The sequence below is a fragment of the Exiguobacterium sp. s129 genome (assembly GCF_018617585.1).
Lineage (GTDB): Bacteria > Bacillota > Bacilli > Exiguobacteriales > Exiguobacteriaceae > Exiguobacterium > Exiguobacterium aestuarii_A.
This window is the reverse complement of sequence record NZ_JACSKL010000012.1, coordinates 22,545-47,776: the sequence shown is the minus strand read 5'-3', so window position 1 is coordinate 47,776 and position 25,232 is coordinate 22,545. Positions and strand designations below refer to the sequence as shown.

General features: G+C 47.6%; 18 protein-coding genes and 1 pseudogene. 9 read left to right on the top strand and 10 right to left on the bottom strand.

Going from position 1 to position 25,232, the window contains the following annotated elements; all coding sequences use genetic code 11:
- The 7 genes and pseudogenes from KNO92_RS12320 to KNO92_RS12290 all read left to right on the top strand — a co-directional run bounded on the left by KNO92_RS12320 (window position 1) and on the right by KNO92_RS12290 (window position 7,365).
- Entirely contained in the window at window positions 1-354 is a 354-nt protein-coding gene (locus tag KNO92_RS12320; RefSeq protein ID WP_214761556.1) for a hypothetical protein, read from the top strand.
- A complete protein-coding gene (locus KNO92_RS12315) occupies window positions 351-1,649 on the top strand; it encodes a glycosyltransferase family 2 protein (protein WP_214761554.1) in 1,299 nt (432 codons plus the stop codon). The genes KNO92_RS12320 and KNO92_RS12315 overlap by 4 nt, the downstream gene beginning before the upstream one ends.
- Before the next feature lie 145 nt (window positions 1,650-1,794).
- A complete protein-coding gene (locus tag KNO92_RS12310) occupies window positions 1,795-3,084 on the top strand; it encodes a nucleotide sugar dehydrogenase (RefSeq protein WP_214761552.1) in 1,290 nt (429 codons plus the stop codon).
- A gap of 17 nt (window positions 3,085-3,101) precedes the next feature.
- Window positions 3,102-3,899: an ABC transporter permease gene (locus KNO92_RS12305; protein ID WP_214761550.1), complete on the top strand. Its 798-nt coding sequence runs from the start codon at window positions 3,102-3,104 to the stop codon at window positions 3,897-3,899.
- Between the two features lie 13 nt (window positions 3,900-3,912).
- A pseudogene (gene tagH, locus KNO92_RS12300) lies at window positions 3,913-4,689 on the top strand (teichoic acids export ABC transporter ATP-binding subunit TagH); the annotation flags it as partial.
- Window positions 4,690-4,766: 77 nt separating this feature from the next.
- Entirely contained in the window at window positions 4,767-5,876 is a 1,110-nt protein-coding gene (gene wecB / locus KNO92_RS12295; RefSeq protein ID WP_074036365.1) for a non-hydrolyzing UDP-N-acetylglucosamine 2-epimerase, read from the top strand.
- Window positions 5,877-5,934: 58 nt separating this feature from the next.
- Window positions 5,935-7,365, top strand: coding sequence for an MBOAT family O-acyltransferase (locus tag KNO92_RS12290; protein ID WP_214761548.1), 1,431 nt, complete (start codon window positions 5,935-5,937; stop codon window positions 7,363-7,365).
- A 34-nt stretch (window positions 7,366-7,399) separates the two neighbouring features.
- On the opposite strand, the gene KNO92_RS12285 is transcribed toward KNO92_RS12290, so the two are convergent.
- Together KNO92_RS12285 and KNO92_RS12280 are read right to left on the bottom strand one after the other, a co-directional pair.
- Window positions 7,400-8,671, bottom strand: a complete 1,272-nt coding sequence (locus KNO92_RS12285; protein WP_214761546.1) for an alginate O-acetyltransferase AlgX-related protein — start codon at window positions 8,669-8,671, stop codon at window positions 7,400-7,402.
- Between the two features lie 134 nt (window positions 8,672-8,805).
- Complete coding sequence (locus KNO92_RS12280) at window positions 8,806-9,099, bottom strand: hypothetical protein (RefSeq protein ID WP_214693921.1); 294 nt, start codon at window positions 9,097-9,099, stop codon at window positions 8,806-8,808.
- 183 nt (window positions 9,100-9,282) lie between these two features.
- On the opposite strand from KNO92_RS12280, the gene KNO92_RS12275 reads away from it, so the two are divergent.
- Window positions 9,283-9,780, top strand: a complete 498-nt coding sequence (locus KNO92_RS12275) for a YdcF family protein (RefSeq protein WP_214693913.1) — start codon at window positions 9,283-9,285, stop codon at window positions 9,778-9,780.
- Between the two features lie 20 nt (window positions 9,781-9,800).
- Here KNO92_RS12275 and KNO92_RS12270 read toward each other — a convergent pair whose 3' ends face one another.
- From KNO92_RS12270 to KNO92_RS12260, 3 genes are all read right to left on the bottom strand, one after another.
- Window positions 9,801-11,621, bottom strand: a complete 1,821-nt coding sequence (locus KNO92_RS12270; protein ID WP_214761544.1) for an acyltransferase family protein — start codon at window positions 11,619-11,621, stop codon at window positions 9,801-9,803.
- A gap of 154 nt (window positions 11,622-11,775) precedes the next feature.
- Window positions 11,776-12,960 (bottom strand): chromate efflux transporter, encoded by a 1,185-nt coding sequence (chrA, locus tag KNO92_RS12265; RefSeq protein WP_214761542.1) that lies wholly within the window; start codon window positions 12,958-12,960, stop codon window positions 11,776-11,778.
- Between the two features lie 4 nt (window positions 12,961-12,964).
- A complete protein-coding gene (locus tag KNO92_RS12260) occupies window positions 12,965-13,273 on the bottom strand; it encodes a PadR family transcriptional regulator (RefSeq protein WP_074036378.1) in 309 nt (102 codons plus the stop codon).
- A gap of 200 nt (window positions 13,274-13,473) precedes the next feature.
- On the opposite strand from KNO92_RS12260, the gene KNO92_RS12255 reads away from it, so the two are divergent.
- Window positions 13,474-16,158 carry a sensor domain-containing diguanylate cyclase/phosphohydrolase gene (locus tag KNO92_RS12255; RefSeq protein ID WP_353047404.1) on the top strand — a complete coding sequence of 895 codons (2,685 nt, stop codon included), beginning with the start codon at window positions 13,474-13,476 and terminating at the stop codon, window positions 16,156-16,158.
- Window positions 16,159-16,210: 52 nt separating this feature from the next.
- On the opposite strand, the gene KNO92_RS12250 is transcribed toward KNO92_RS12255, so the two are convergent.
- From KNO92_RS12250 to KNO92_RS12230, 5 genes are all read right to left on the bottom strand, one after another.
- Window positions 16,211-20,374 carry a S8 family serine peptidase gene (locus tag KNO92_RS12250; RefSeq protein ID WP_285800661.1) on the bottom strand — a complete coding sequence of 1,388 codons (4,164 nt, stop codon included), beginning with the start codon at window positions 20,372-20,374 and terminating at the stop codon, window positions 16,211-16,213.
- A 307-nt stretch (window positions 20,375-20,681) separates the two neighbouring features.
- Window positions 20,682-21,938: a helix-turn-helix domain-containing protein gene (locus tag KNO92_RS14990; RefSeq protein WP_214693906.1), complete on the bottom strand. Its 1,257-nt coding sequence runs from the start codon at window positions 21,936-21,938 to the stop codon at window positions 20,682-20,684.
- A gap of 82 nt (window positions 21,939-22,020) precedes the next feature.
- Window positions 22,021-23,121, bottom strand: coding sequence for an ABC transporter permease (locus KNO92_RS12240; protein WP_214693904.1), 1,101 nt, complete (start codon window positions 23,119-23,121; stop codon window positions 22,021-22,023).
- Window positions 23,108-24,241 carry an ABC transporter permease gene (locus KNO92_RS12235; RefSeq protein WP_214693902.1) on the bottom strand — a complete coding sequence of 378 codons (1,134 nt, stop codon included), beginning with the start codon at window positions 24,239-24,241 and terminating at the stop codon, window positions 23,108-23,110. The genes KNO92_RS12240 and KNO92_RS12235 overlap by 14 nt, the downstream gene beginning before the upstream one ends.
- An 11-nt stretch (window positions 24,242-24,252) precedes the next feature.
- Window positions 24,253-25,185: an ABC transporter ATP-binding protein gene (locus tag KNO92_RS12230; RefSeq protein WP_214693900.1), complete on the bottom strand. Its 933-nt coding sequence runs from the start codon at window positions 25,183-25,185 to the stop codon at window positions 24,253-24,255.
- Between the last annotated feature and the right edge of the window lie 47 nt (window positions 25,186-25,232).

Genomic DNA, 25,232 nt, shown 5'->3' with positions numbered 1-25,232 from the left:
ATGGAACGTCAACAAGTTGAATATGTAGAACGTGAGAATGCTTTTTTACGTGAGCAGTTGCAAATGATGACAGACCAGATGGAAACGTTGAAACAAGAAGTGCTCGAAGAGGGCGCGAAACAGATTCGAGGAAAAGAAAACACGGTCCAAAAGATGAAAGAACTCGAAAAAGAATTGCGTCAAGCCCAAGCGAACGCCGAAAAGTGGCGGAAGACGGCAGCTTCTGAGCAGAACAAAGTGAAGACGATGACGGAAGAAGTGGAGCGGATGAAGCATGTGATTGATCGTGCGAAAGCGATCCCGCTCGCCGGTAAGCTCATCACAAAGATTGAGCGTGAAGGGAATCCATCATGAAAACGTATGAGGAACAGCTAAACGACATCCAATTGGAGAAAAAGGCATGGGTCCAGACCGTCAATCGTCACTTTGAGACGATGCCGACCCCGAATTGGCTCGACGGTTCTTCCATCAAGCGTGGCGTCAGTGTCATCGTCGCTTCACATGATTCGGAAGAATTGTTGCGTGCTTGCCTTGCGTCACTAGAAGCCCAAACGATCCATGCCTCATTGATTGAATGGGTGCTCGTCTTCAACGGTCCGAACCGTGAGGCATTGCGAGCCGTCAGTGAGTCGTTCGGTCGAGATGTCGACGTCGTCCGTCTCGAAGTTGAAGAGGCGAATGTCAGCATCGCCCGAAATCAAGGCATTGACGCGTCGACACGGCAGTATGTGACGTTTTTAGACGAGGACGATACGTTCAGCCCGACTTACGTCGAGCGACTATTCGAACAAGCATTACCGAATCGAATCGTGATTGCCGATATTCAAGACCGTAGTCCATCGGGCGAAGCACTTCCTTCACCCCTCCATCGGGAGTTCGAACGCCTGACAGGACAAGAGACGACGTACGAGCAAATGTCACAACTCCTGACGCTCAACGCGTGTAAACTTGTCCCCGCTGTCTATGCGAAACAAGTGCGTTATGAACCGATCTTAAGGAGCGGGGAAGATGTCGTTTATTTTTCAACGCTGTTCTCCACCTATACGCCTGAAGTGAAGATATTGCCTTCTGGGACGGATGCAATCTATTATCGCCAAGTGCGAGAGCGTTCTGTCTCTCGGCAAGCGGTCAGTCAAGACTTCTCGGTCGACCAACGACTCTCCGTCATCAAGCGGCTCGATGCCATTCCGACGAAGGAAGCCTCGATTCGACGTTTCATCGAGCGAAAAATCGATGCTCAGACCTCGATGATGAGTTTATTTTATGAGACGGTTCCTGAACAACGCGATCATATCCGGACGTTGGTGCGGGAAGCAGCGCTTCGTTATTTTTCATTTAGTATCTTGAATCAACATGCAGCGGAACGGGGGATCGTCATCGGCGAACACCTCGAGCGGGCCGGCACACTCATTGCCGAATTCCCCGAAGACGTCGTCATCCGTGTCTATTTGATGGCGCCGTATACGCGTCAGGAACTGCGGAGCCATGTGACGGATGAACAATTTGAGCGACTGACGTTTGCGAATATGTCGCTACCGAATTGGTCAATATTGCCTGAAGTTTGTTATAGTAGTGGGGATGTGCGTGCCGTCGCATTATGCACGGAACATCATTTAGGTGTAAAATCTTACTCGGTCCCATCCCGTTAATACAGTATTGTCATGAAAATGTAATTGCTTCTCAATTCGTATCGGGAGTATAATGGGTTTGATTTTTGGTGAAATCCTAAACAATATGAAATGTTTTGCAACATTCGGTGACACGTGTCACTAATCTATGGAGGTTATTTCAATTATGAAAGTTTGTACAATCGGATTAGGATATATCGGACTCCCTACATCAGCCGTTTTCGCCCAGTATGGCGTAGACGTACTCGGTATAGACATTCATCAGTCCGTCGTGGATAAATTGAACCGTGGCGAGATTCACATCGAAGAGCCAGGTCTTGGTGAAGTCGTGAAAGAAGTTGTCGCAAACGGTAAATTCCGTGCGTCACTCGAGCCAGAAAAAGCGGACGCGTTCATCATCGCGGTACCGACACCAAACAACGACGACGAGCACAAATCATGTGACCTCACATACGTTCTTGAAGCAACGAAACGCGTGCTTCCACACGTTGAAAAAGGAAACGTCATCATCGTGGAATCAACAATCGAGCCACGTACGATGGACGACCATGTGAAGCCGCTCGTCGAAGCTGCTGGGTTCACAGTCGGCGAAGACATCTTCCTCGTACACTGCCCAGAGCGCGTCCTCCCAGGACAAATCTTGCATGAGCTCGTTCACAACAACCGTATCGTCGGTGGAATCACGGAAGCATGTGCGGAAGCTGGTGCAAAAGTGTACGGTACGTTCGTTAAAGGTGAAATCATCAAGACGGATGCCAAAACGGCTGAGATGTCTAAACTCATGGAAAACACATTCCGTGACGTGAACATCGCCCTCGCGAACGAACTCGCGAAAGTATGTAACGCCCTCGACATCAACGTGCTTGACGTCATCGAGATGGCAAACAAACACCCACGCGTCAACTTGCATAGCCCAGGACCGGGTGTAGGTGGCCACTGTCTCGCAGTCGACCCATACTTCATCGTCGCGAAGCAACCAGACCTCGCGAAGATCATCAAGTTGTCACGTGACACGAACGTATCGATGCCTGCTTACGTCGTCGAGAACGTCAAGAAACTCGTCGCAGGACAAGACAATGCGAAAATTGCGGCGTTCGGTGTAACGTACAAAGGAAACGTCGACGACATGCGTGAAAGCCCAGCGGTCGACATCATCGAATTGATGCTCGCTGACGGCATGAACGTAGCCGTCCACGACCCACACGTCGAAGTCTCTTCTTCGAAACATTTCGACCTCGTCTCGAAAGAAGAAGCGATCCAAGATGCGGACCTCGTCCTCGTCCTCGTTGACCACAACGAGTTCAAAGCACTCGACTTCGCAGAATTGAACGGCGCGATGCGTCGCCCAATGATCTTCGACACACGTAATATCGTGAAGGCCGATGACAGCGACCTTGCCGTTGTAAACTACGGAAACCTTTACAACTACGTCAACGGGAAAGTCACGTTGGCCTAAACCGTTAGGTGCCCAATATGATCAAAGCATCGAAACAAGTTTTCATTGAACTTTGGGAGAGTCTCTATCTCATTTTGAGACTCTCTGTCTATGAAACGAAAAGTCGTTACTCGATGCAGTATTTTGGCTACTTGTGGGAAATCATCACACCAATTATTCAAATCGCCATCTATTGGCTCGTCTTCGGATTCGGTTTACGTGCGGGTCGAGACGTTGGGGATGTCCCGTTCTTACCATGGCTCGTCTCAGGGATTGTGCCATGGTTCTTCTTTGGACCGGCCATTGTCAGCGGATCTCGATCCGTTTTTTCTAAGATTGCCCTCGTCTCGAAGATGAGTTTTCCAATCAGTACGATTCCGGCCTATGTCATTTTGTCGGAGCTATACCGACACGTGGCCATGGTCGTCATCGCCTTTATCTTAATGATGGCGTTTGGGATCAGTGAAGGATGGAACATCTTGTTCCTCCCGTACTTACTGTTTAGTGCGCTTGCGTTTTTATATGCGTTCGCACTGTTGACTTCTGCATTAGCCACAATCATCCGAGATTTTCAAAATTTGCTGTCACAAATTATTCGGATGATGCTGTATCTGTTACCGATTTTTTGGCAACCGTCCGGGAAACTGGAATTGATTTTGATGGCCAACCCGCTCTACTATCTCGTGGAAGGCTATCGCTCGATGTTCCTCGGAACGGATTGGATTATGCAAAATCTCACTTATGGTCTTTACTTCTGGGGCTTCACCCTCGTGACGTTCCTCATTGGTTCAGCGATTCACGTGCGTTTCCGTCGCTACTTTATCGACTATATTTAAGGAGCAGTGACGTATGAGCTATCAAGTCAAATTCGAAAATGTCTCGAAGCGATACACGTTGTATCGTAAGCAAAGTGACAAATTGAAAGAAGTCTTGTTCAACCGTGCGAACGGGAAACAGTTTTATGCGCTTCGTAACGTGACGTTCGAAGTTCCCCCCGGAGAGGTGGTCGGGATTTTAGGGATTAACGGTTCTGGGAAATCGACGATGTCGAACCTTCTCTCTGACGTGATTCCACCGACACACGGACGGATTGAGCTTCGAGGCAAACCGTCATTGATTGCCATCTCCTCTGGACTGAACGGTAATTTGACGGGGATGGAGAACATTGAACTGAAATGTCTCATGCTCGGGATGAATAAGCAGCAAATCAAAGACATTACCCCGGAAATTATCGAGTTTGCCGATATCGGCGATTTCATCGATCAACCGGTTAAAACGTACTCGAGCGGGATGAAGTCACGTCTTGGCTTCGCCATCTCCATCAACATCGACCCTGATATCCTTGTCATCGATGAAGCGTTGTCCGTTGGGGACCAAACGTTCACCGATCGGTGTCTCGTCAAGATGAACGAGTTCAAAGATCAAGGGAAGACGATCTTCTTTATCAGTCACTCGGTATCCCAAGTGCGTCAATTCTGTACACAAGCCATCTGGCTCGAGTACGGAGAGATTCGCGAATATGGACCCGTGGATGAGGTCGCAGACGAGTATATGAAATTCTTGAAATGGTTCCGTACGTTGGATGCGAAGCGTCAATCGGAATTCAAGCAACAGAAGATGGCGCAACGCACGACGATTGTGGACCAAGATGACGTCGGCGAGACGATTATCTTGCCGCGAAAAACGCTTAAAGGAGAATCTGTATGATTAAAGTTATGACCGTATTCGGTACACGCCCTGAGGCTATCAAAATGGCCCCGCTCGTGTTAGAGCTCAAACAACGTGAAGGGATTGAACCGATTGTCGTCGTCACAGCTCAACATCGTGAGATGCTCGATCAAGTCCTTCAACTTTTCAAAATCACACCGGACTATGATTTGGACGTGATGAAGAAAAACCAAACGCTCTTCGATGTGACGACACGTGTCCTTCATGGACTCGATGAAGTCATGAAAGAAGCGAAACCGGATATCGTTCTCGTTCACGGTGATACGACGACGACGTTCGCGGCATCACTCGCGGCATTCTATAACCAGATTGCAATCGGTCACGTAGAAGCAGGGCTTCGCACATACAACAAGTATTCACCTTACCCTGAGGAAATGAACCGTCAATTGACAGGCGTCATGGCAGACCTTCATTTCGCTCCGACGGACACATCAGCGGAAAACTTGCTTCGTGAGAACAAGAAAGAAGCCGATATTTTCGTGACAGGGAATACGGCAATCGATGCCTTGAAGACGACAGTCCAAGATGACTACGACAGTGAATTGCTCAATAAGATCACAGGTCAAGACAAGCGTCTCGTCCTCTTGACGGCACACCGTCGTGAAAACCTTGGAGAGCCGATGCGCAACATGTTCCGCGCGGTTCGTCGTTTGATTGAAAAGTATGATGACATCGAAGTCGTGTACCCGGTTCACATGAACCCGATCGTACGCGAACTTGCTGGTGAAATCTTAAATGACTTAGATCGCGTTCACTTGATTGAACCGCTCGATGTCTTTGATTTCCACAACTATGCATCACGCTCGCACCTCATCTTGACGGATTCAGGCGGCGTACAAGAAGAAGCACCATCACTCGGTGTACCGGTTCTCGTTCTTCGCGACACGACAGAACGTCCGGAAGGCGTTGCAGCAGGAACGTTGAAACTCGCTGGAGTCGAGGAAGAAGTCATTTTCGGACTCGCCGATGAGTTGTTATCGGATCAAGCCGCATATGAAAGTATGGCAAAAGCGTCTAACCCTTACGGGGACGGGGAGGCGTCACGCCGAATCGTCGACGCAATCGTCGAACGTTTCACACGTTGATTGATGATAGACTGTCCCTCGGGGCAGTCTATTCTTTTTTTGAGAAAGGAGGGAATCCATGCTTTTCAGTTCAACGATTTTTTTATTTTGGTTTTTACCGATTGTTTTGATCTTATACTATGTATCTCCACGTTTTTTGAAAAACACGATTCTGCTGATTGCCAGTCTCTTGTTTTACGCTTGGGGAGAACCGATTTATACAGCCGTTATGCTGACATCGATTGCGATGAACTATTTATTCGGAATCTATGTTGACCGCTATCGGGAAGACAAGAAAAAAGCGAAGTGGATTGTCGGGGTCATGGTCGCGGCCAACGTATTGCTGTTGTCTGTGTTCAAATACACAAGCTTTATCATCGAGAACGTGAATGCCATCACGGGACTCGAATTGACCGACCCGAAAATCCCGCTCCCGATCGGTGTGTCTTTCTTCACCTTTCAAGCGATGAGTTATGTGATCGATGTATACCGGAAGGATGGGAAAGTTCAACGGAACCCTCTCGACCTTGCTTTATACATCTCCTTGTTCCCGCAATTAATTGCCGGACCGATTGTCCGTTATCAGACAGTCGCAGATGAGATCAATGATCGTAAAGAGACGATGGATGACTTTGCGAGCGGGGTGCAACGGTTTGTCATCGGTTTGGCGAAAAAGATGCTTCTCGCGAACAATGCTGGATATGTGGCAGACCAGATCTTCTCACAAAGTACAGACAACATGTCGATGGGGCTCGCCTGGATTGGAATTATCGCCTATTCGCTCCAAATTTACTTTGATTTCTCCGGGTATTCCGATATGGCCATCGGGTTAGGTCGGATGTTTGGGTTCCACTTCCTCGAGAACTTCAACTATCCGTACATCTCGAAGTCCGTCTCTGAATTCTGGCGGCGCTGGCATATCTCACTCGGTAGCTGGTTCCGAGATTACGTATACATCCCGCTCGGCGGGAATCGGGGCAGTGCGTGGAAACTTTATCGCAACTTAGCGGTCGTCTGGGTACTGACCGGTGTCTGGCACGGTGCGAGTTGGACCTTTATCGCATGGGGCGCCTATTATGGCGTATTCATCATGTTGGAGCGAGCGTTCCTCGGTGCTTGGCTTAGAGCGCTCCCAGCGGCACTTGCGCATGCGTTCACGTTATTTGTCGTCATCATCGGCTGGGTCTTCTTCCGAGCCGATAACTTCCCATATGCGCTTTCGTACTTGTCGGCGATGTTCCACTTGAACGGTGGACCGGTATGGGATCATGAAGCGATGTTCTACTTCGTTCAATACGGGGTGATTCTATCGATTGCGATGATTGCTGCGACACCGATTCCAAAATGGTTCGGGGAGAAAGTGCTCTTGCTTGAACAAAATAGTAGAAAATTGTGGGTCAACTACACGGCTGGCTTCATGCGAATTGGATTTTTGGCAACCATCTTTATCTTTGCGATTTCGTATGTCGTCGCGAGTAGCTTTAACCCGTTTATTTATTTCAGATTCTAACGAAAAAGTCGTTCTCACAATGGAGAACGACTTTTTATGTGGGTTCATTCAATTTTTCATGATACAGGTTCACGAACTCGTTCAAGTTGACGTTATGGATGAACAAGACGACGTCGATGTCGTTTTCATTCACATACGATTCGATGGAAGATTCCTCGAAGTGTCGGACATCGATGACCGATACATGTCCGAAATGCTCGGGTAACAAGGTGAGCATCGGATTCGCATATGAGTCTTTCAAGATGAGCGTCCGTGTGTCATTGACCGGTTGTTCCTGGTCCATCGTCACGATTGGCCAGTTCCGATGGAGGAAGAGCGAATACATCTCCGTATACGTCTCTTCCGATTTGAGCGGCTTTTTGTTGATGATGCTCGTGATCGGTTTACAAGGTGTCGCCCGATTGAAGCAGACCGAACTCGGCGTGAAGCCTTTTTTCGGTACCATCCATTCGAACGTGTCACCGTCTTTCACGTATTGGAGTGTCGTGCTTCGTGCGTACGAACCGTAGTAAGGTTGTTCATGCGTTTTCGTCCGAAGTTGGTTCGGTTTTAAGGTTAGACCCATTTCAGGATGATCTTTCGACATTGTGTTGACCGTCTGTGCGTAAGCCGCATAGGCCCCGTTCATGTTCCAGTGATAGTCGGTCTTGAAGAAGACTTCACTTAACTGTTGCGCTTCGTTCAATGACTTCCGATAGTCCATCACGTTCAGACCGGGCACTGTCGTCAATTGATCACGGACCGTTTTGTAAATACGAGGGGCTTCATTGCCCATATAGTCAGGCATGTGAGGTTCGACGTTCGCCATCGAAGCTTTATTCGGAGCGAGTCCGAAATACACCTCGGTGCCACGTTCTTCGAGTCGGGATGTAAACGTCGTCAAGTCGTTCACGAGCGTATCAGTATCAATCGACTCTTTCATCGGAGATTCCATCGTCCCGTCACCTGACACGTAGATCCCGTTTTTGACGGTTTGCTTAAAGACGTCTTTATTTAAAAAGGCGTTTAAGCTGATCCAAGCATCGCGATTGAAGATTTGGTCGGTGACGAAAGACTCCGTTTGTTTCATATATGAACCTGACATGATGTGTGCAAATGTAGGAGAATCCGGGCTTTGTGCAAGCTTTCGGTTTTCCATGTCAGACACGTCTCGTTTCTCAGAAGAGAGCGTCAAATAGGCGCCTCCGACTAAAAAGGCGACAAAGGATAAAATCAATACGAGTTGAAGGATGATTTTCGGATGATTGCGTCTTTTTCGATTGGAGCGGGGGTCCTGTTTATGAGAATCAACGTTTAAGTTTTGCATAGAGAACTCCTTTGTTACTAGATTAATCCGAGTCTCATTCTACCATATATTTGCTTCTGTAACTGTAACAATTATGTATCAGCAAAGTGATACGAAAAAACGCTTAAAGTGACATGTCGTCACTCTAAACGTTTTTAGTGAGCGGTAAAGCGGGCTGGTCCGATCGACGACACGAGTCGGGTTGCGGCACGTAAACAATCAAGCTGTCTTGCATACACCCGACTCACATCGGCGAACGCAGAAGGAAGGTGATCCGAGTCGAGAGGACCTTGTCGCATATAAGACGATTTATCGGCTCCGAGTGGTGTCGGATGAATGACGAACTTATAGTGCGACGGGTCGAGCTCAATGACTTCAATCTCTGCGAACAGTCGTGCATCACGTGTATATAAGAAGCGGGTGGACAACCATTTATCAGAATCAGTCATGGGTCACCTGTCCCCTTTCAAAGTCTCATTACCATTATCATAAAACATTTTTTGGATATTGAGAATCTTATTTCATATTAATCCCAACATATTTACTTAAATTTGTAAAAGTGCCGAATCCGTGCATTCGTTTCTTTCTTTAGAGTATGGTTATAAGAGAATGTATGAAATGTAGGTGACCACATGAGAACGAACGCAACGGGGGATTATCGCTTCGTATTGATTCTTGGAGCAAAGGTCAACGGTACCTCTCCATCGAGAGCGCTCCGACATCGGATTGACGTCGCGGCTGACTATGCGAAGGCGCATCCAACTGTAGAACTCATTGCAACTGGGGGACAAGGACCAGACGAAGGCATTGCTGAGGCACTTGTGATTGAACGAGAGCTGATGGCACGAGGCATTGAACCACACCGGATCCATGTCGAAGCAACCTCTACCTCAACGATTGAAAATTTTCAGCACAGTCAACCGTTTTTGCAAGGCGAGACGGGAATCACGATTGTGACGAATGACTTTCATGTCCCGAGGGCCCGTCTTATTGCGAAGCTCTATTTCCAACTCGAGAGTGATGCCCTGTATGCACCGACCCCACCACTGGCAAAAGGACGCTATGTGATCCGTGAAGTGTTGGCTTATGTGAAATTACTCGTCCGCTATCTATTCAAAGATAAAAACTAGGCTCTTGCATCCGCAAGAGCCTAGTTTGATTGACAGCCGATTTCTTGATTTAAGACCTCACCGAACGCTTCGGCGCCTTCCACATTCAGATGGACGCCATCGCTCTCAAAATAAGATTCTTTCCCGACGGATTGACCATGCCAATCGATGAGAGAAACGTTCTCGTGAAGTTCGCTTGCCCGAGCGAGCTTCTCATTGACCTCGCTCTCCCACGGACGCGGGACGCGGGTGTTGATTAAATAAATATGGTCCGCGCGCTCAAACTGTTTGAGGAGCGTGTCGAGTTGTTCCATTTTGAACGCCCCGTTCGTTCCGAGGTGAAGGAAGACGACATGACCTGGCGCGTTATATGATGCATACTGAGATGCGACCGGAATGGCATCGCGGACTTGGCGCCCGATTTCAGCATCAATGGTCATATTCGGAAACGCATCTGCCAAGTACTCGTTCAATCCGAGCATGACCGAATCACCGATCGCAAGGGCCGGTGGACAACTCTTTTCCTCTGGCGTTTCAGTTGGTGGAGGCGTCACCTCTGTGACCGCTTCTTCCGAATCGTCTGTTTCGGGTTCTTTCGGTACGTCAGGTGTCTCTTCTTTTGGCATCGGCACTTTTACTATCGGAATCTCATCTTGTGCCGGCTTTGATTCAGAGAAGGCCAAGATGGTCAAGTTGCCGACGAGTACGAGTGAGAGTGTCGTCGCACAAGCCGTGGCCGCGAAACGGGCACTTGGGTGCGTCGGTGTCGAGACGAGTTGACGGAACGAGGCGATAAATCCGTTTCGCCGAATCGGTGTCTCGATATAGCGATACGACAACTCGGCGATCAACAGCGTGAGGGCGACTTGACCGACCGCAAGGAGCGGTGAAAAAGTTCCAAGTCGTTCGAGTGGCGTCGACAAGATGATGACCGGATAGTGCCATAAATAAATCCCGTACGTCCGCGTGCCGATCACACGAAGCCAAGCGCTTCCAAATAGGCGTGACCAGATCGTCGCCGGATGGGCGACCGCGGCAATCAAGATTGCGGATAAGAAGGCGACGAGCAAGAAGCCTCCATAATAGAGGAACGCGTCATACGCATTCACCGTGACGATGATCCCGACGATTCCGATGAGAGAAATCGCACCAGCCACATTCAAAATATGTCGTCCGATGTTTGGGATGACCGCTTTGAACGTATCTGGTCGCCAGCCGAATGCGAGCATGGCACCCATGAGCAGACCGAACAGGCGTGTATCCGTTCCGTAGTAGACACGGCTCGGGTCCGCTTCTGGAACGTAGCGGAACGCCATCCATGTCGCGGAGACGAGTAAGAGTGCCGCGACCAATTGAAGCAATCGTTTCCGGAAGCCGAGACCGACGAGTAGAATGAGCGGCCAGACCGCGTAAAACTGTTCTTCAATGGAGAGAGACCATAAGTTTTGAAGCGGTGACGGTTTCCCGAAGCTCTCGAAATATGACACTTCATGGAAGATGTACCACCAGTTGTTCACGTAAGCGAGCGCGGCGAGTGAATCTTGCCGTACCGTCTCAAGCAACGAGCGGTCAAAGAGCGTGACGTATGTCATCACGAGAGACAACATCAAGACGAGCGCCGGGAGCAAGCGACGGAAACGGGCGATATAAAATCTTTTTAAGTCGATTGTGCCGGTCTTCGTCCACTCTCGAATGAGAATACCGGTAATTAAATAACCGGACAGGACGAAGAAGACATCGACACCGAGGAAACCCCCGGATATGTAAGGTACGTTTAAATGATATAAAATGACAGCCAAAACAGCGAACGTGCGTAAGCCGTCCAGACCGGGCATATACGTTGTATGTTTAAGTGGTTTCATGCCCCCACTTCCTTTCTAGTCAAAGCGGACATTTCCCTTTTTTTAGAATCCATTCTTCAGTATAACGAGTGGGGGAGAGGGAATGGTTTCAAAAGATTAACAATCAACTAAGCGGAAAAGTCCACAAAAAAAGGGACACAAGGTCCCTTGATGATTACACCAGATTGATCAACATTCCGCCGATGACGCCAGCGATGACAAGTGCCCAAGGTGGTAATTTCCAGTAGGCGATCATGACGAACAAGAAAGCGGCAAAGACGAAGTCGGCCGCACCGTTGACGGTACTTGTGAAGATTGGGCTATAAAATGCCGCAATCAAAATACCGACGACCGCAGCGTTCACCCCAATCAAGGCTCCAGCGACTTTCGGGTTGTGACGAAGCGCATCCCAGAACGGGAGTGCCCCAAGAATGAGCAAGAACGCCGGCAAGAAAATGGCGACTGTCGCCAAAATCCCACCCGGAATACCATTGATGACTGTCCCGAGGTAAGAAGCGAACGTGAACAATGGTCCCGGAACAGCCTGTGCGGCACCGTATCCTGCGAGGAAAGCTTCTTCACTTAAGAAACCTGCTGGGACGAGTTCACGCTCGAGAAGCGGTAAGACGACGTGTCCGCCACCGAAGACGAGCGCACCGGCGCGATAAAAACTATCGAACAAGGCAATCGCCTGGTTTTCAAACGTTTCCCGTAAAATCGGCAAGATGACGAGAAGTGCCCCGAATACCGACAGCAAGACGGCACCGAGCCGTTTTGAAATCGGAAACGTGCTTGATTTCGCATCGAGACGATCTGGCTTGAACAACAAGAATCCAGCGACAGCAGCAACGAGAATGACGAGCACTTGGCTGAATGTCGTCTGCCAAAGTAATACGCCGGCAAGCGCGAAGAAGGCAATCGTCTTCGTCTTTGTATCAGGTGTGAGCTTACTCGCCATGCCTAAAATCGCATGGGCGACGATGGCGACGGCAACGACCTTCAAACCGTACAACCAACCGGCATCAGATACATCGAGACCAGATAGTGCTAAAGCGAACAACATGAGCACGACGACCGACGGGGTCGTGAAGCCGATGAACGAGGTGATGCCACCTAGTATCCCGCCACGGACGATGCCGATGCCGATTCCGACTTGCGAACTTGCAGGTCCAGGTAAGAATTGACATAAGGCGACGAGATCGGCGTATGCCTTCTCATCCATCCATTTGCGTCGTCTCACATATTCCTCATGGAAATAGCCGAGGTGGGCGACCGGTCCGCCGAACGATGTCAGCCCGAGCCGGGTCGAAACGAATAAAATCTCTAGTAACGTCTTGAACGTCACACGTTGTGTCGTCATATCTTCACTCCTTAATTTCTTTAAATAACTCATAAGCTTTTTGACGGGCTTCTTGCAACACCGAGAGCCCTTTTTCGGTCGTCACATAATTTTTGCGGACGTGTCCGTCGACCGTCTCGTTTTCCCGGACGAGGAGACCGTCTTTCTCCATCCCGTGTAAAATCGGATAGAGCGTACCGGCACTGATTTCATATCCGTGCTCCCTTAGCTCATCGACCATCCATGCCCCGTACACCGGATGTTCAGCGGCATGATGCAAAATATGAATGTGAATGAATCCGAGGAACAGCTTTCGCAAGACGCGGTCTTCCATACGTGTCATCTCCTTGTTATCGAATTTCGATATCGGTTTTCGAAATCAGTCTAACAAATGAATGAGCAGGTAACAAGTACTCTGAATGCAGTTTACGAAAACTTATAATAAGAAGATGGGAATGAGTTCGGAAAAAATAGGGAATCTATCACAAATGAGGTAAACTAGGTATTGAGTTTAATTGCTGAGGAGGAAGTGACGTGACAAACCCCATTCATTCTTCATACGCTACATTGTTGCGCCATATGCCCCAAGGCTACGTCGAGTTTAAAGTGATTTACGATGACGCTTCGGAGCCGATTGACTATGAATTCTTTGAAGTGAACGCCGCCTTCGAGAAGATGATGAAGGGAAAACGAAAACATTTTATCGGGCAGAAAGTGTCGACGGCACTGAAGGATTTTGAATATAGCGAGCGGGAGTGGATGATTCAAGTGGCACGGGTCGTCAGTGATGGCGGTACCGTGACATTTGAACACTTCTCTCGCCGTAACAAATCGTGGTTCGAAATGTCCGTTTTCAGTGAACGAAAAGGCTTTGTCTCCGTCATGTTCCATGACATTACGCGACATGTACAGGAAAACAATGCCTTGAAGCAACTCGTGAACGTATCGCATCGTTTTGTTTCAACGGGAAGCGATTTGTTGATGAACCAACAGTTTCTTGACCAGATTCGTGATTTCACTGGGGCGAAAGCGGTCGCGCTCAATTTGATGGAAAGCGATGGGGAGTCATATACGACGGTCGCGTTGTCCGGCATGGACGAGATGTTAGAACGAAGCCTCGATGTGTTAGGATTTCATCCGGTCGGGAAGAAATGGCCTATGACAAAACAGCGAAGAGAGCTGTTCAACCGACCGAATCCACTCGTCTTCGATGGGATTGATCCGTTGATTGATGGGACGCTACCGAAACGGCTCGTCAAAAACTTACTTCGCATCTTTTCACTCGGAGAGGTCGTCCTCTTTAAAATCGAGAAAAACGGAGTTCTCTATGGCGACTTGACCATTATTATGAACGAAGGAGATGTCGCGAATCGACTTGGACTTGTCGAGTTGTATCTTGTCCACGTGCTCGAGCAGTTAGTCAAAGCGGATCACCAAGTCGGTGAGACGAAGAAGTCGATGTTCGATGGATTTGCGACACTTGATTTGGAGTGCATCATGGCGCTCAATACGCGTCAAATCTTACATTTGAACGATACGTGGGAGCGGGTGCTCGGATATTCGATTGACGAACTCGAAAATATGGACTTTCTTAGCTTGATTCACCCAGACGACGATGGCATCACAGAAGCTGCCTTCGCAGAACTCGAGGAACGAGGAGAACTGTTCCGTTTCGTCAATCGCTTCCAAACGATTGATGACACCTATCGCTCGATCGAATGGCACTGTAAGCTTCAAGGAAACTACATTTACGCCGTCGCGAAAGATGTAACGGATCGCGTTCAGTTGGAAGAGAAATTAGCCGAACGAGACCGTTTGTTGACGAAACTGTCTGACCAAATTCCGGGAGCCATCTATCAGTTCGAGTTGTTGCCGGATGGTAGCTTCAACTTCCCATTCTCCAGTCGCGGCTTTGAAGACATGTTAGGAATCTCTGCGGACGAAGTGCAGGCAGATGCCGGACTCGTCTTCCGACGGATGCATCCCGATGACTATCCTCACGTCATGCAGTCGATTGATGAATCGTATCGGAACTTGACGATATGGGACGCGGAGTTTCGAGTATTAGCCGAGGATGGACGAACAATTTGGATTTTAGGGTCGTCCCGCCCAGAGAAAATTGCTGACGGTCATGTCCTTTGGCACGGATATATTGGTGACGTCACAGAGAAGAAAAAGTACGAGAAAGAAATCGAGTATTTAAGCTATCACGACCAGTTGACAGGGGTAAAAAATCGTCGGTACTTTGAAGAAGCGCTGGAACGTTATGACGACGATGCGTTTTATCCATTGTCACTGATCGTCATCGATATTAATGGGCTGAAGTTGACGAACGATGCGTTCGGGCACTTGATTGGAGACCGGCTGCTCGTCGAAGCGGCGAATATTTTACGAAATGAGTTGCGAGCGAAAGATGAAGTGGCACGTATCGGTGGAGATGAGTTCGTCGTCATCTCGCCGAACACGACACTTGACGAGGCGAAGCATTTGTCTGATCGTTTGAGCCGCCTCTTCCTCGGACAAACGGTGGAAGGACTGCCGATTTCCGCCTCGTTCGGTGAGGCGGTCAAGCATGACGCGTCCATCGGATTGACGGACGTCTTCAATTTAGCGGAAGACCGGATGTACCATCATAAAGTATCCGAGAAACAAAGTCGCCGTCATCACTCGATTCAACTGATCATGCGGACGCTGTATGAAAAAATTCCCCGTGAAGAGGCGCACTCTCATCGTGTTGCGAATTTGTCTGGAAAGCTCGCAGAAGCGATGGGCTTCACGAGCGCCGAAGTAAATGAAATTCGTACGGCCGCTATTTTGCACGACATCGGAAAAGTAGCGATTAGTAACGATATTTTAGATAAACCGGGTGCCTTGACGGAATCTGAATGGCGCGAAATTAAACGACATCCTGAGGTCAGTTACAATATTTTAAGTACGGTTCCTGAATATGTCGCCCTGTCTGAAATTGTTTTGGCCCATCACGAACGATGGGACGGGAAAGGATATCCGAAAGGGATGAGTGAATATGAGATTCCGCTCGCTTCCCGCATCATCTCGATCGCAGACACGTTCGACGTCATGGTGACGGGTCGTCCTTATCGACAGGCGAAGTCGATTGAAGAGGCGCTTGCCATCATTCAACAAGAGGCGGGCAAACAGTTCGATCCGACGCTCGTCGATGTCTTCTTTGAAAAAGTGGTTCCGACACTACAACAATAAAACCCTGTTCTCTCCACGACTAGTCGGAGAGAACAGGGTTTTTGTATGATTCTTATTTTGTAGGCGATAATCCTACTTGATTTAGATAGTAAGTGAGATTTTTCTTCCCGATGGTTTCCAATGGGGATTTTCCTTTTGGTGCATCAGGTCCTTTTGTTAAGAAGTTCTTTTCAATGAATCGAAGATCGATTTCATTCACAATCCCATCTTGGTTGACATCCATGCTCGTAACATCCGGGTTTTCTTGTCCGAACGCTTCTATGATGTCACGGATATCTTTAATATCGATGAGACTGTCATCGTTTATATCCCCGGCTCGGTTGATCTGGAAGCCGGCGTTTACATATCGTCCAAATAAATCACCTTTAATTTCATAACCAGTGATAACAGGTGTGTAAGTGGATACGTGTCCAGGAACATCTACGACAATTTGATACGTATCACGTGAGGCAGGAACACCTGTGATTTCATACCTTCCGTCTGAAGCGATGACTCCTTCATATTTGTCACCATTTGGTAAGAGTGCATATACCGTTGCCCCGATTGTTTGAACGACCCCGTTTGGTAAGGACGTTCCATTCTTTAAGAATGCCTCCGGTTTAATGCTTCCCCGAATCAAGGTATGTGTACTGACAAAATTGAATTTTGACGTACTGTAATAAGGGAGAGTGACAGCTTGCATGCTTCCTGATTGTGTATATGAGGATTTTACGACTTGTAATTTATCCTCTCCGTAATACCATTCGTCCCCGATAACCTTGAATGTGACATCAAGGAATGGCATATCCCCATCAAATCCATTAAAGTCATCACCTTCTAATCCAGCGTTTAAAGTGACGGTATCATAGTATCCGTTATCTTTGATAATCGGATCTTGGAGAGTGGTACGAAGCCCATTTTCTGAAGCGTAACTTTGGAAAGATTCATTTAGTTCGGACGACTGGAACGAATAATAGTCTCCTTTGAACTCGATGGTTTGTTGACCATTCACCCAGTTTTTCACATTGTTCATACTGAGAGTCATCGTTAACGTGTCACCTAGACCAACCTCTGTTTGTTTATAATCTGACGTCACATACTCTGTTCCTTCTTGCACAAAAATATAGCGCTGATAGTGAACGTTTGCTGCGAGGTCGGTTGCTGCTAAGCTGAGGCGAAGTGGACCGTTTGCGATATCAGAAGGCTCAATGCCAAAGTAAGTTTCACCATTTGCGTCTGCTTTCGGGAAACAACAGTTAAAGTATTCACGTGTTCCTGTAGAAATAAAGAACTTATTAGATGACTGATCATATGAGAGACCTCGTGATTGCAGGATGTCGACTGCCTCATCCTCAATTTTTCCGTGAATATAGAATGCGGATTGTCCATCTTTCTCCGTATACATCTCTTCACTGATTTCGTAAACATCCGGTGCACGATCAAACGTTACTTCCGGTTTTGAGTTATCAATCAACACTGGGGTGTCGATTGTGTACGTTTTTCCATCTTCATCGTACCCGATAAACATCAAATTATAATTTCCTTCAGGTAAATCGACGAGCTGAGAAGAGACGGGTTGTTCGGCGTCTCCTGTGAATGGATACACTGAACCATTAAATACATTCGGAATGTAATATCTGAAATCAGGCTTCGCTGACGTTTCCGAAAGGGAAGCGACTATCCCGATTGCATCTCCACTGCTAGCATCCTTCATCACGATATCAATTTGGTTGAATCCGCTCTTCATTTGAAACGCAGCGGTGATAGCAGGGCTATAGTATTGCCACTTCGGTGTATTGTTGGCGAGCGTTGGGCTATTCGTCTCTAAATAATCAAATCCTTTGGCAGTTAAACGAACGGCAAATGGAATTTGATACGTTTCCGCTGGATTTTCTTCATTCGTCATATGAATATAACCCTCATAACGACCTTCTTCTGCCTCGGCAGGAATGGTGAGTTGTGGCGAAATCACTTGTTCGTCATCACCAGCAATATCGATTCGGTTCGGCACGCTCAGTACAAGACCATTCTTCACAGGATCTTTGATTCCTGTACGTTCTGGATGATATTCGACCTTGAGTGTAAACGATTTTTGTTGTGAACCGCTGTTCGCAATCGAAATATCGTTACTCTTCTGTATGGATTGATCTGTTTTAAAATGATTTCCGAAATTCAATGATCCGGTCTCTTCATCGATTTCAATCACTTGTCCTTGACCATCCAAATGTTTCGTCTGACCTAATACTTTAATAGACATGTCGGTATGAACGGCTTCATACGCATCGATTCGACCGGCTCCCTGTTCGAATACAGACACTTCACCATTCAAGTCCTCAGCAGTGTTCATTAAAGCGGCCTTCACGTCAAACGGGGAATAATCGGGATTCTCTTGGAGAATGAGTGCAGCCACACCCGCAACGTGAGGGGCAGCCATCGATGTTCCCTGTAGTCGCTTATAGGCAGACGAATAATCAATACCCGGATCAGGGCTATTCATATATTCTGGAACAGTCGAAAATACAGCGACCCCGGGTGCCACAACGTCTGGTTTTATATCATAACTTCCAGCTACCGGTCCTCGGGAGCTAAAACTAGCGAGGTGATCACCTTCTGTTTGAATGCTGTTCAACGAACCGAACGTAATTTGTGTATTGTCACCTAATTGTTTCAAACGTTCTCCCTCGACTTTAGAAATTCGGAATGTAGGGATATAATCTGGTCCTTCACCGAGATATGACGAAATGTTTCCATCAACATTGTTATAGAGAATCACAGCAATGGCTCCGGCTTCACGTGCGTTTTTGATCTTATCAACAAACGTGATATCGCCTCGCTCAATCAGAGCGATTTTGCCAGAGAAGTCTTGCCCTTCAAAACTAGATGATGTCCCAATCCCAGCGAATTGAACTTCATACGATTGATTTTCAAAAGTAGACAAATCATCTGAGAAGTTTTTCCCCATCAGCAAGACGTTTTCAAATGTTTCTCCACTTGCCTGAACGGTTTCAAAGTTCGGGATTGGCATGGCGAAATCACTAGCACCAACAGTGATTCCAAGCGCTGCGGCACCTGGTGCACCGAGCGTCCCTTCATTTGGTCCGCTGTTACCCGCAGCCACAACTGTGACCACTCCTGATAACATCGCGTGGTTGACGGCGACAGATGTTGGATAAAGCGGATCGTTTGTCGATGCTCCAAGAGAAAGGTTAATGACATCCATTTCATCTGCAATCGACTTCTCAATTCCTGCGAGAATCCCTGAAGTCGCACCTGAACCATATGGACCTAAGACGCGATAGCTATATAAATCGACATGGGGAGCGACCCCTTTAACCGCATAATCCACATCATTCTTTTGATCACCTGCAATTGTACCAGCGACATGTGTGCCATGTTCCGTGTAATAGGCAGAACCCGAAATCGGATGCTTCTCAGGTAATCCTGAATTCTTCCAATCCTCATATGTCGCTTCCATCGGATTCGAGTCATTGTCTATGTAATCATAACCCCCTTTGTATACATTTTTTAAATCGGGGTGATTGTAATCGACCCCAGTATCGAGTACACCGACCTTGATGCCCTCGCCGGTTATGTTTTCTGCATGGAGTCGATCGACATGGATTTGAGGGATGCTATCCATCATTTTTGATTGGGTAGATGCCTTGTTTTGTTCGGGAAGTTCGAGTTGAACGGTTTCATCTTTCCAAACGCGCTTGACGTCACCAGCGTCTAAAAGATGTTCAATTTCGTTCGCGGGAATCGTCATAGCGACCCCGTTGATTGCCAATCGATATTCTTTCGTGATTTTGGCGTCTTTTAATGATGGATTCGCACCTTTTTTATTTTTTAGGGCGTTGAATGCTTCTTTGAACGATGCATGGGCTTGTTCTACTTTTTGAGCAGCTTCACGTTGACTTGTTCGAACACCTTTCGCTGCTTGTTTCAGTACTTCAACTTTCGCAGGAGCTTGATTGAATTCCACAATTACATCTACCAAGCCTTCACTCATCGTATTGATGTGGGGAGAAATTTTAAACGTTGGTTGGGCTTCTACTTGTTGAATTGCCTGTCGTTGTTCTTTAGTCAGTTTTTTTAATACATTCTCCACTTGCTTCGTTTGAATAAATTCTAGCTTTGTCGAGGAGCGTTCGGCAATTGTAGGGGAGGGAAGAACCGAGGTTCCAATTAGACTCGTTGTCAACGCAACAGCAAAGAGTGTTCCATATTTCCTTTTCATCATGTTCGCCTCTTTCTCGTAACTAAGTTGTGGTTCGTGCTATTCATATTGTAGGGCGAGGGGGTGAATTCTGTTAATTGGGAAAATTCTGTCCATATCCTGGTGATACTTCTCTCAAAGAGTACGATAATGTGATTGGTAGAAAGAAATCCGGATAAAAGTGAAGGGAAAGTTGGGGAAATTATTTGAAGAACAGACAAAAGACCTATCTATAATCATGAAATGACTGAAGAACAGGATGAAGCGCCTATGAAAAGACAGAGGAAATATGACTTAGAAAAAAGCAAGTAGCAGGGCTACTTGCTCATTAAGTGTGTGAGTGATTGAATAAAAGATTTTTTAATAATGAATTGGCAAGATGTAAATAGTCATTTGAGCGAACAGGATCACCATGTTGATTAAAAATAGTCGCTAATCTTTCGGCATATGAAACCGCTTTGTATATATCTTCTTGTTCCATAATCGGAATGGCATACTCGATGAGATACTCGGTAAGGCGTTTTGTGTCCCCGTTCATTTCTAAATATAGAACCATCAAATCCACATACTGACCGGACTGTTCTCCTTCAAATTCCCTCAAGACGCTTTTTAGTAAGTCGATTGCTACTTCTTTCTCCCCTAAATCAAGTTGAACTTTAACCATCTCGCTAACTGTTCCGTAATAGCCAGAAGTATTGTATTGCTTTAGTTGAAGTGATTGTGTGAAGTAATGCAAAGCGTCTTTGAGATTACCTTTCTTGTAATACCATAAACCAAGATTATGTAAAACAATCGGTCGCGTCACATGATCGTTCAACATTTCTGCATCATGAAGAGCGGTTTGGAGAAGATGTTCCGCCCCCTCTAGGTCATTGATGTAGATGAGATTTGCTGACAACCCAATTTTCACATGCAACATGCGCGAAAGATTCCCAGTGCTTTGAAATGTTTGTAACGCTCTATGTGAGTAATGTAGAGATAAGGTGAAGTGCTTCAATTGCCCATGGACAGCTGCTTTGTAGTAATAATAATCCGTTACTTTACCACTATATAGTTCGGCTTCCTTCTCGATTTGATTGAGTAAAATAAGTGATTCGGAAAACCGTAGTTGTTGTGCACGGTATACGGCTTGAAAGAAATTCCATAGAAATTTTTCGAAAGAGGATAATTTATTGAAATTTTTCTTAAGACGTTTCGCTCCATCTTCAAATTGAGAAGATTGATTGGTAAACAATAAATAGCGTAGCATGTATAAATCGAATAGATAAACCATTTCGGTACATCTCACAAAATCTCGCTCATCTTCCAGTTCATTCTTCAAACGTGTTGCGTAATCGCGGTGAAGGCGTTCCATCGATTCATAGAATTGAGCGAGCTTTCGATTCAGCTCCTCGGTCTTACGGTTCTCCTCTTCGATTGAAATACCTAGGCGGTCACAGAGTAACACTAAGGTTTTTGCATTAACTTCCTTTGTATTGTTTTCGATTTTACTTAGATGAGTAGTGGAACAAATACCTTCGCAAAGTTGTTCCTGGGTTTTATGTTGCATTTTACGATGATAGTAGATGATTCTTCCAATAGACACATAAACACTTCCTTCTCTCTATAAGAAACTATGTGACACATTAAGAAGGAGTCCCACAGTCAAAGCTGGAGGACTCGCTTTTTCAAACGGTGAGTGGACGCTTTTTCAAGACGAGAACCGTCAACAAGAAGACGACGGCGGTCATGCCGATCATAACGAGGATAGAGAGGAACGGAAACTGTCCTTCGTACATCGTGATGACCCCGTTATTTAGCCAATAGGTCGGTAGGAAACGTCCGACGAGTTTCAATGAATCTGGTAACCAAAGCAGACTGATGAACGCGCCTCCGGTAATGGCGGATGCCATCGTGACCGATATTTGAAAGATGTTCGCCTTCTCTCGATTCGTCGCAAATACCGCGATGAGGCCACCAAATGCCAGACAGACGAGCAGATAGGCCGAGAACAAGGCGAAGACGGTCGGGAGATGGGTCCACACGTCTTGACCGTAAAGCGCGAGACTCACGCCAATCAACAGCATGACATAGACAAAGCCGACGAGATAGAAGGCGAGAAGAAGTGATGCGAAATACCGCCGTGGTGACACCGGTGAGGCGAACAGGCGGGCATAAATCTTCTCGTCCCGGTCATCCGCGACAAACATCGGAATGAACTGGAGGAACGTCGACATCATGATGAACGACAAGAGACCGAAAAACGCTTGTGTGCGTGCAGTCGTGGCGACGCTCTCTTGGAATGGTTCAGTAGAGAGCGTGTACCCGTTATCTGTCTCCTCGGTCGCGAGTGGGATGAATGTGGCTTCGTCATATTCACTCGCCTCAAGAAGCTGGCGTTCACGTGACAAGTGGCCGTTCAATGCCTGTTCGACTAAAGAAGCGTCACTGCCGGCGATTGCGGAGAACGAGAGGCGAGGCATATCACCTGAAAAGGCTCGTTTCGTGAAATCTTCAGGAATGAGAAGCACGATGTCTTCTCCTTCTAACAAGACATCTTCTCCACTCGTCTCGAGCATGGTGACCCGACCGAAACGTTCGGCTTCTTCAATGAGGCGCTCGGCGAGAATACCCCCGTCCTCATCGACAATTCCAATCGACGCATTAAGACTCGACGTCCCACCGACGAAGGAGAGGATGAGCGCGAAACCGAACATCGAGACAAACGTGAATACCCAGAGCCCTTTCTTTCGGAGCATCCGTTTAGCGACGTGCCTAATGAGTACCATGGCGTCTCACCCCTTTCGACAGAAGATAGCTGAGTACGATGAAGATCAGCAGATGGACCCCGAGTAAACCGAGGCTTTCCCAATAGACGCTCATGTCGCCTTCCCGAAGCATGACGGCGAGCATCCCGTCGCGCATAAAAATCGGCATGAACACATATGCGGCCCACGGCGCATAGTTCAGCGTTACTTGATCGAATCCGGGGACGTAGCCGCCTGATAAAATCATGATGATGGCGACAAATCCGTTGACGACCGCATCTTTCGTCGTCGTACTCAACTTCGGCAGGTTGACGATGACAAATCCGACAGCGACCCCATACGCGGTCAAGGCGAGCCAGGCAAGAATCAAATAACCGAACTGGATATTTGCCAAATCAAACGTCCGATAGACGAAATGACTGAACCAGAACAACAAGATGAGCTGAAGCAAAATAATGACGTAGCGGCTGAACGTCCGTGCGAGCCGATATTGGACCGTTCGGACAGGAGCGGCTTGAATTCTTAAATAACTGCCGATATTTGGTTGTTCTTCCCGAGTCATCGCCGTGATATAAAACGACCCGAACAGAGCGGTCATGATGGAGATGGTGACAGTGAAATATTCAAGCGATGTCGGGGTCCGCCCCTCCAAATCGACACTTTCCGTATCAAGCCACGCCTCATTCTCATACGGGGCCGACAGACCGGCCTCTGCGAGTGTGATTTGTTGGTTGGCGATTGCCGTATACTGACCGAGAATGGCTTCAAGGACGTCAAACTCGACGGTCGTCGGTTCTTCGTATAACAGCGTGAGGTCACTGCCGTCGAGCCGTAAGATGACGTCTGCATCCCCATCGTTCACCCCTTGTTCGGCTGACACGATGTCTTCATAAGGGACAAGGCGGATGAACGCCTGAATGTCTTCGTCGTTCAAAAAGTTCTCAAGCGGTTCACGATACTGATCGGTCGATGCTTCGACGTAGGCGACGTTTGTGACAGGGAGTTTGAACGTGTCACTGAAGACGGCCGATAGCATCGTCCCAAGTCCGAAGATGAGGATGAGCGGGAAGAGGAGCATCCAAAAAAGTGTCGCACGATCCCGGAGCCGCTGTTTCACATCATATTTGATAAATGTCCACATGAAAGGACCTCCTATTCCCGGAGCGTCTTCCCGGTCAATGCCAAAAAGACGGTATTGAGGGAAGGACGGTCGACCGTGATGGACGTGAAGTGAACATGTTCCTGATGAAGCGTATCCAGGAGCGGAGCGAGCGGCGTATCTTTATCGAGCGAAACTTCGATATACGGTTCCTCATATTGCACTTTTTGGACGTGGTCGAGTGCATCGAGCCGTTCGAGCAGATGAGGCGTGAGCGCATCGATTTTGATACGTGCCGTCTCGAGCGTCATGACACGGTCTTTTAGTTCGTCTTGTGTTCCTTCGGCGATGATTTTTCCTTCGTCGACGATGGCGATACGGTCGCAGAGCAGCTCGACCTCTTCCATGTAGTGTGACGTATAAATGATGGTGGCCCCGCGACGGTTCAGTTCACGGATATTCTCTAAGATCGTGTTCCGTGATTGGGGGTCGATGGCAACGGTCGGCTCATCCATAAAGATGAGTTCCGGTTCATGTACGATTCCGCATGCGATGTTGAGGCGGCGGAGGAGACCGCCGGACAGTTCAGGTGGGCGTTTCTTTTGATGGGCATCGAGTTCGACGAACGCAATCGCGGCCTCGGTCTTTTGTTTCGCTTCTTTTGGACTGAATCCGTATAATTCGGCAAAAAACTGGATGTTCTCATAAACGGTCAGTTGGTCATAGACGGAGACGTGCTGCGGGACGATCCCGACACGGCGCTTGATGGACAGTTCGTCTTTTGGCATCGATTGTCCGAAGATGTGAATGGATCCGGAATCCGCCTCATATAGATTCAACATGACAGAAATCGCGGTCGTCTTACCGGCACCGTTCGGACCGAGGAGGCCGAACAGTTCGCCTTCTTCGACGTTCAGACTAAGGTCGTTCAAGGCGATGGTGTCACCGAACCGTTTCGTAACATGATTGAGCGAGATGATCGACATAGATGTACTCCTTTCTCATGTGAAAGACTCATCATTCTACACAAAGG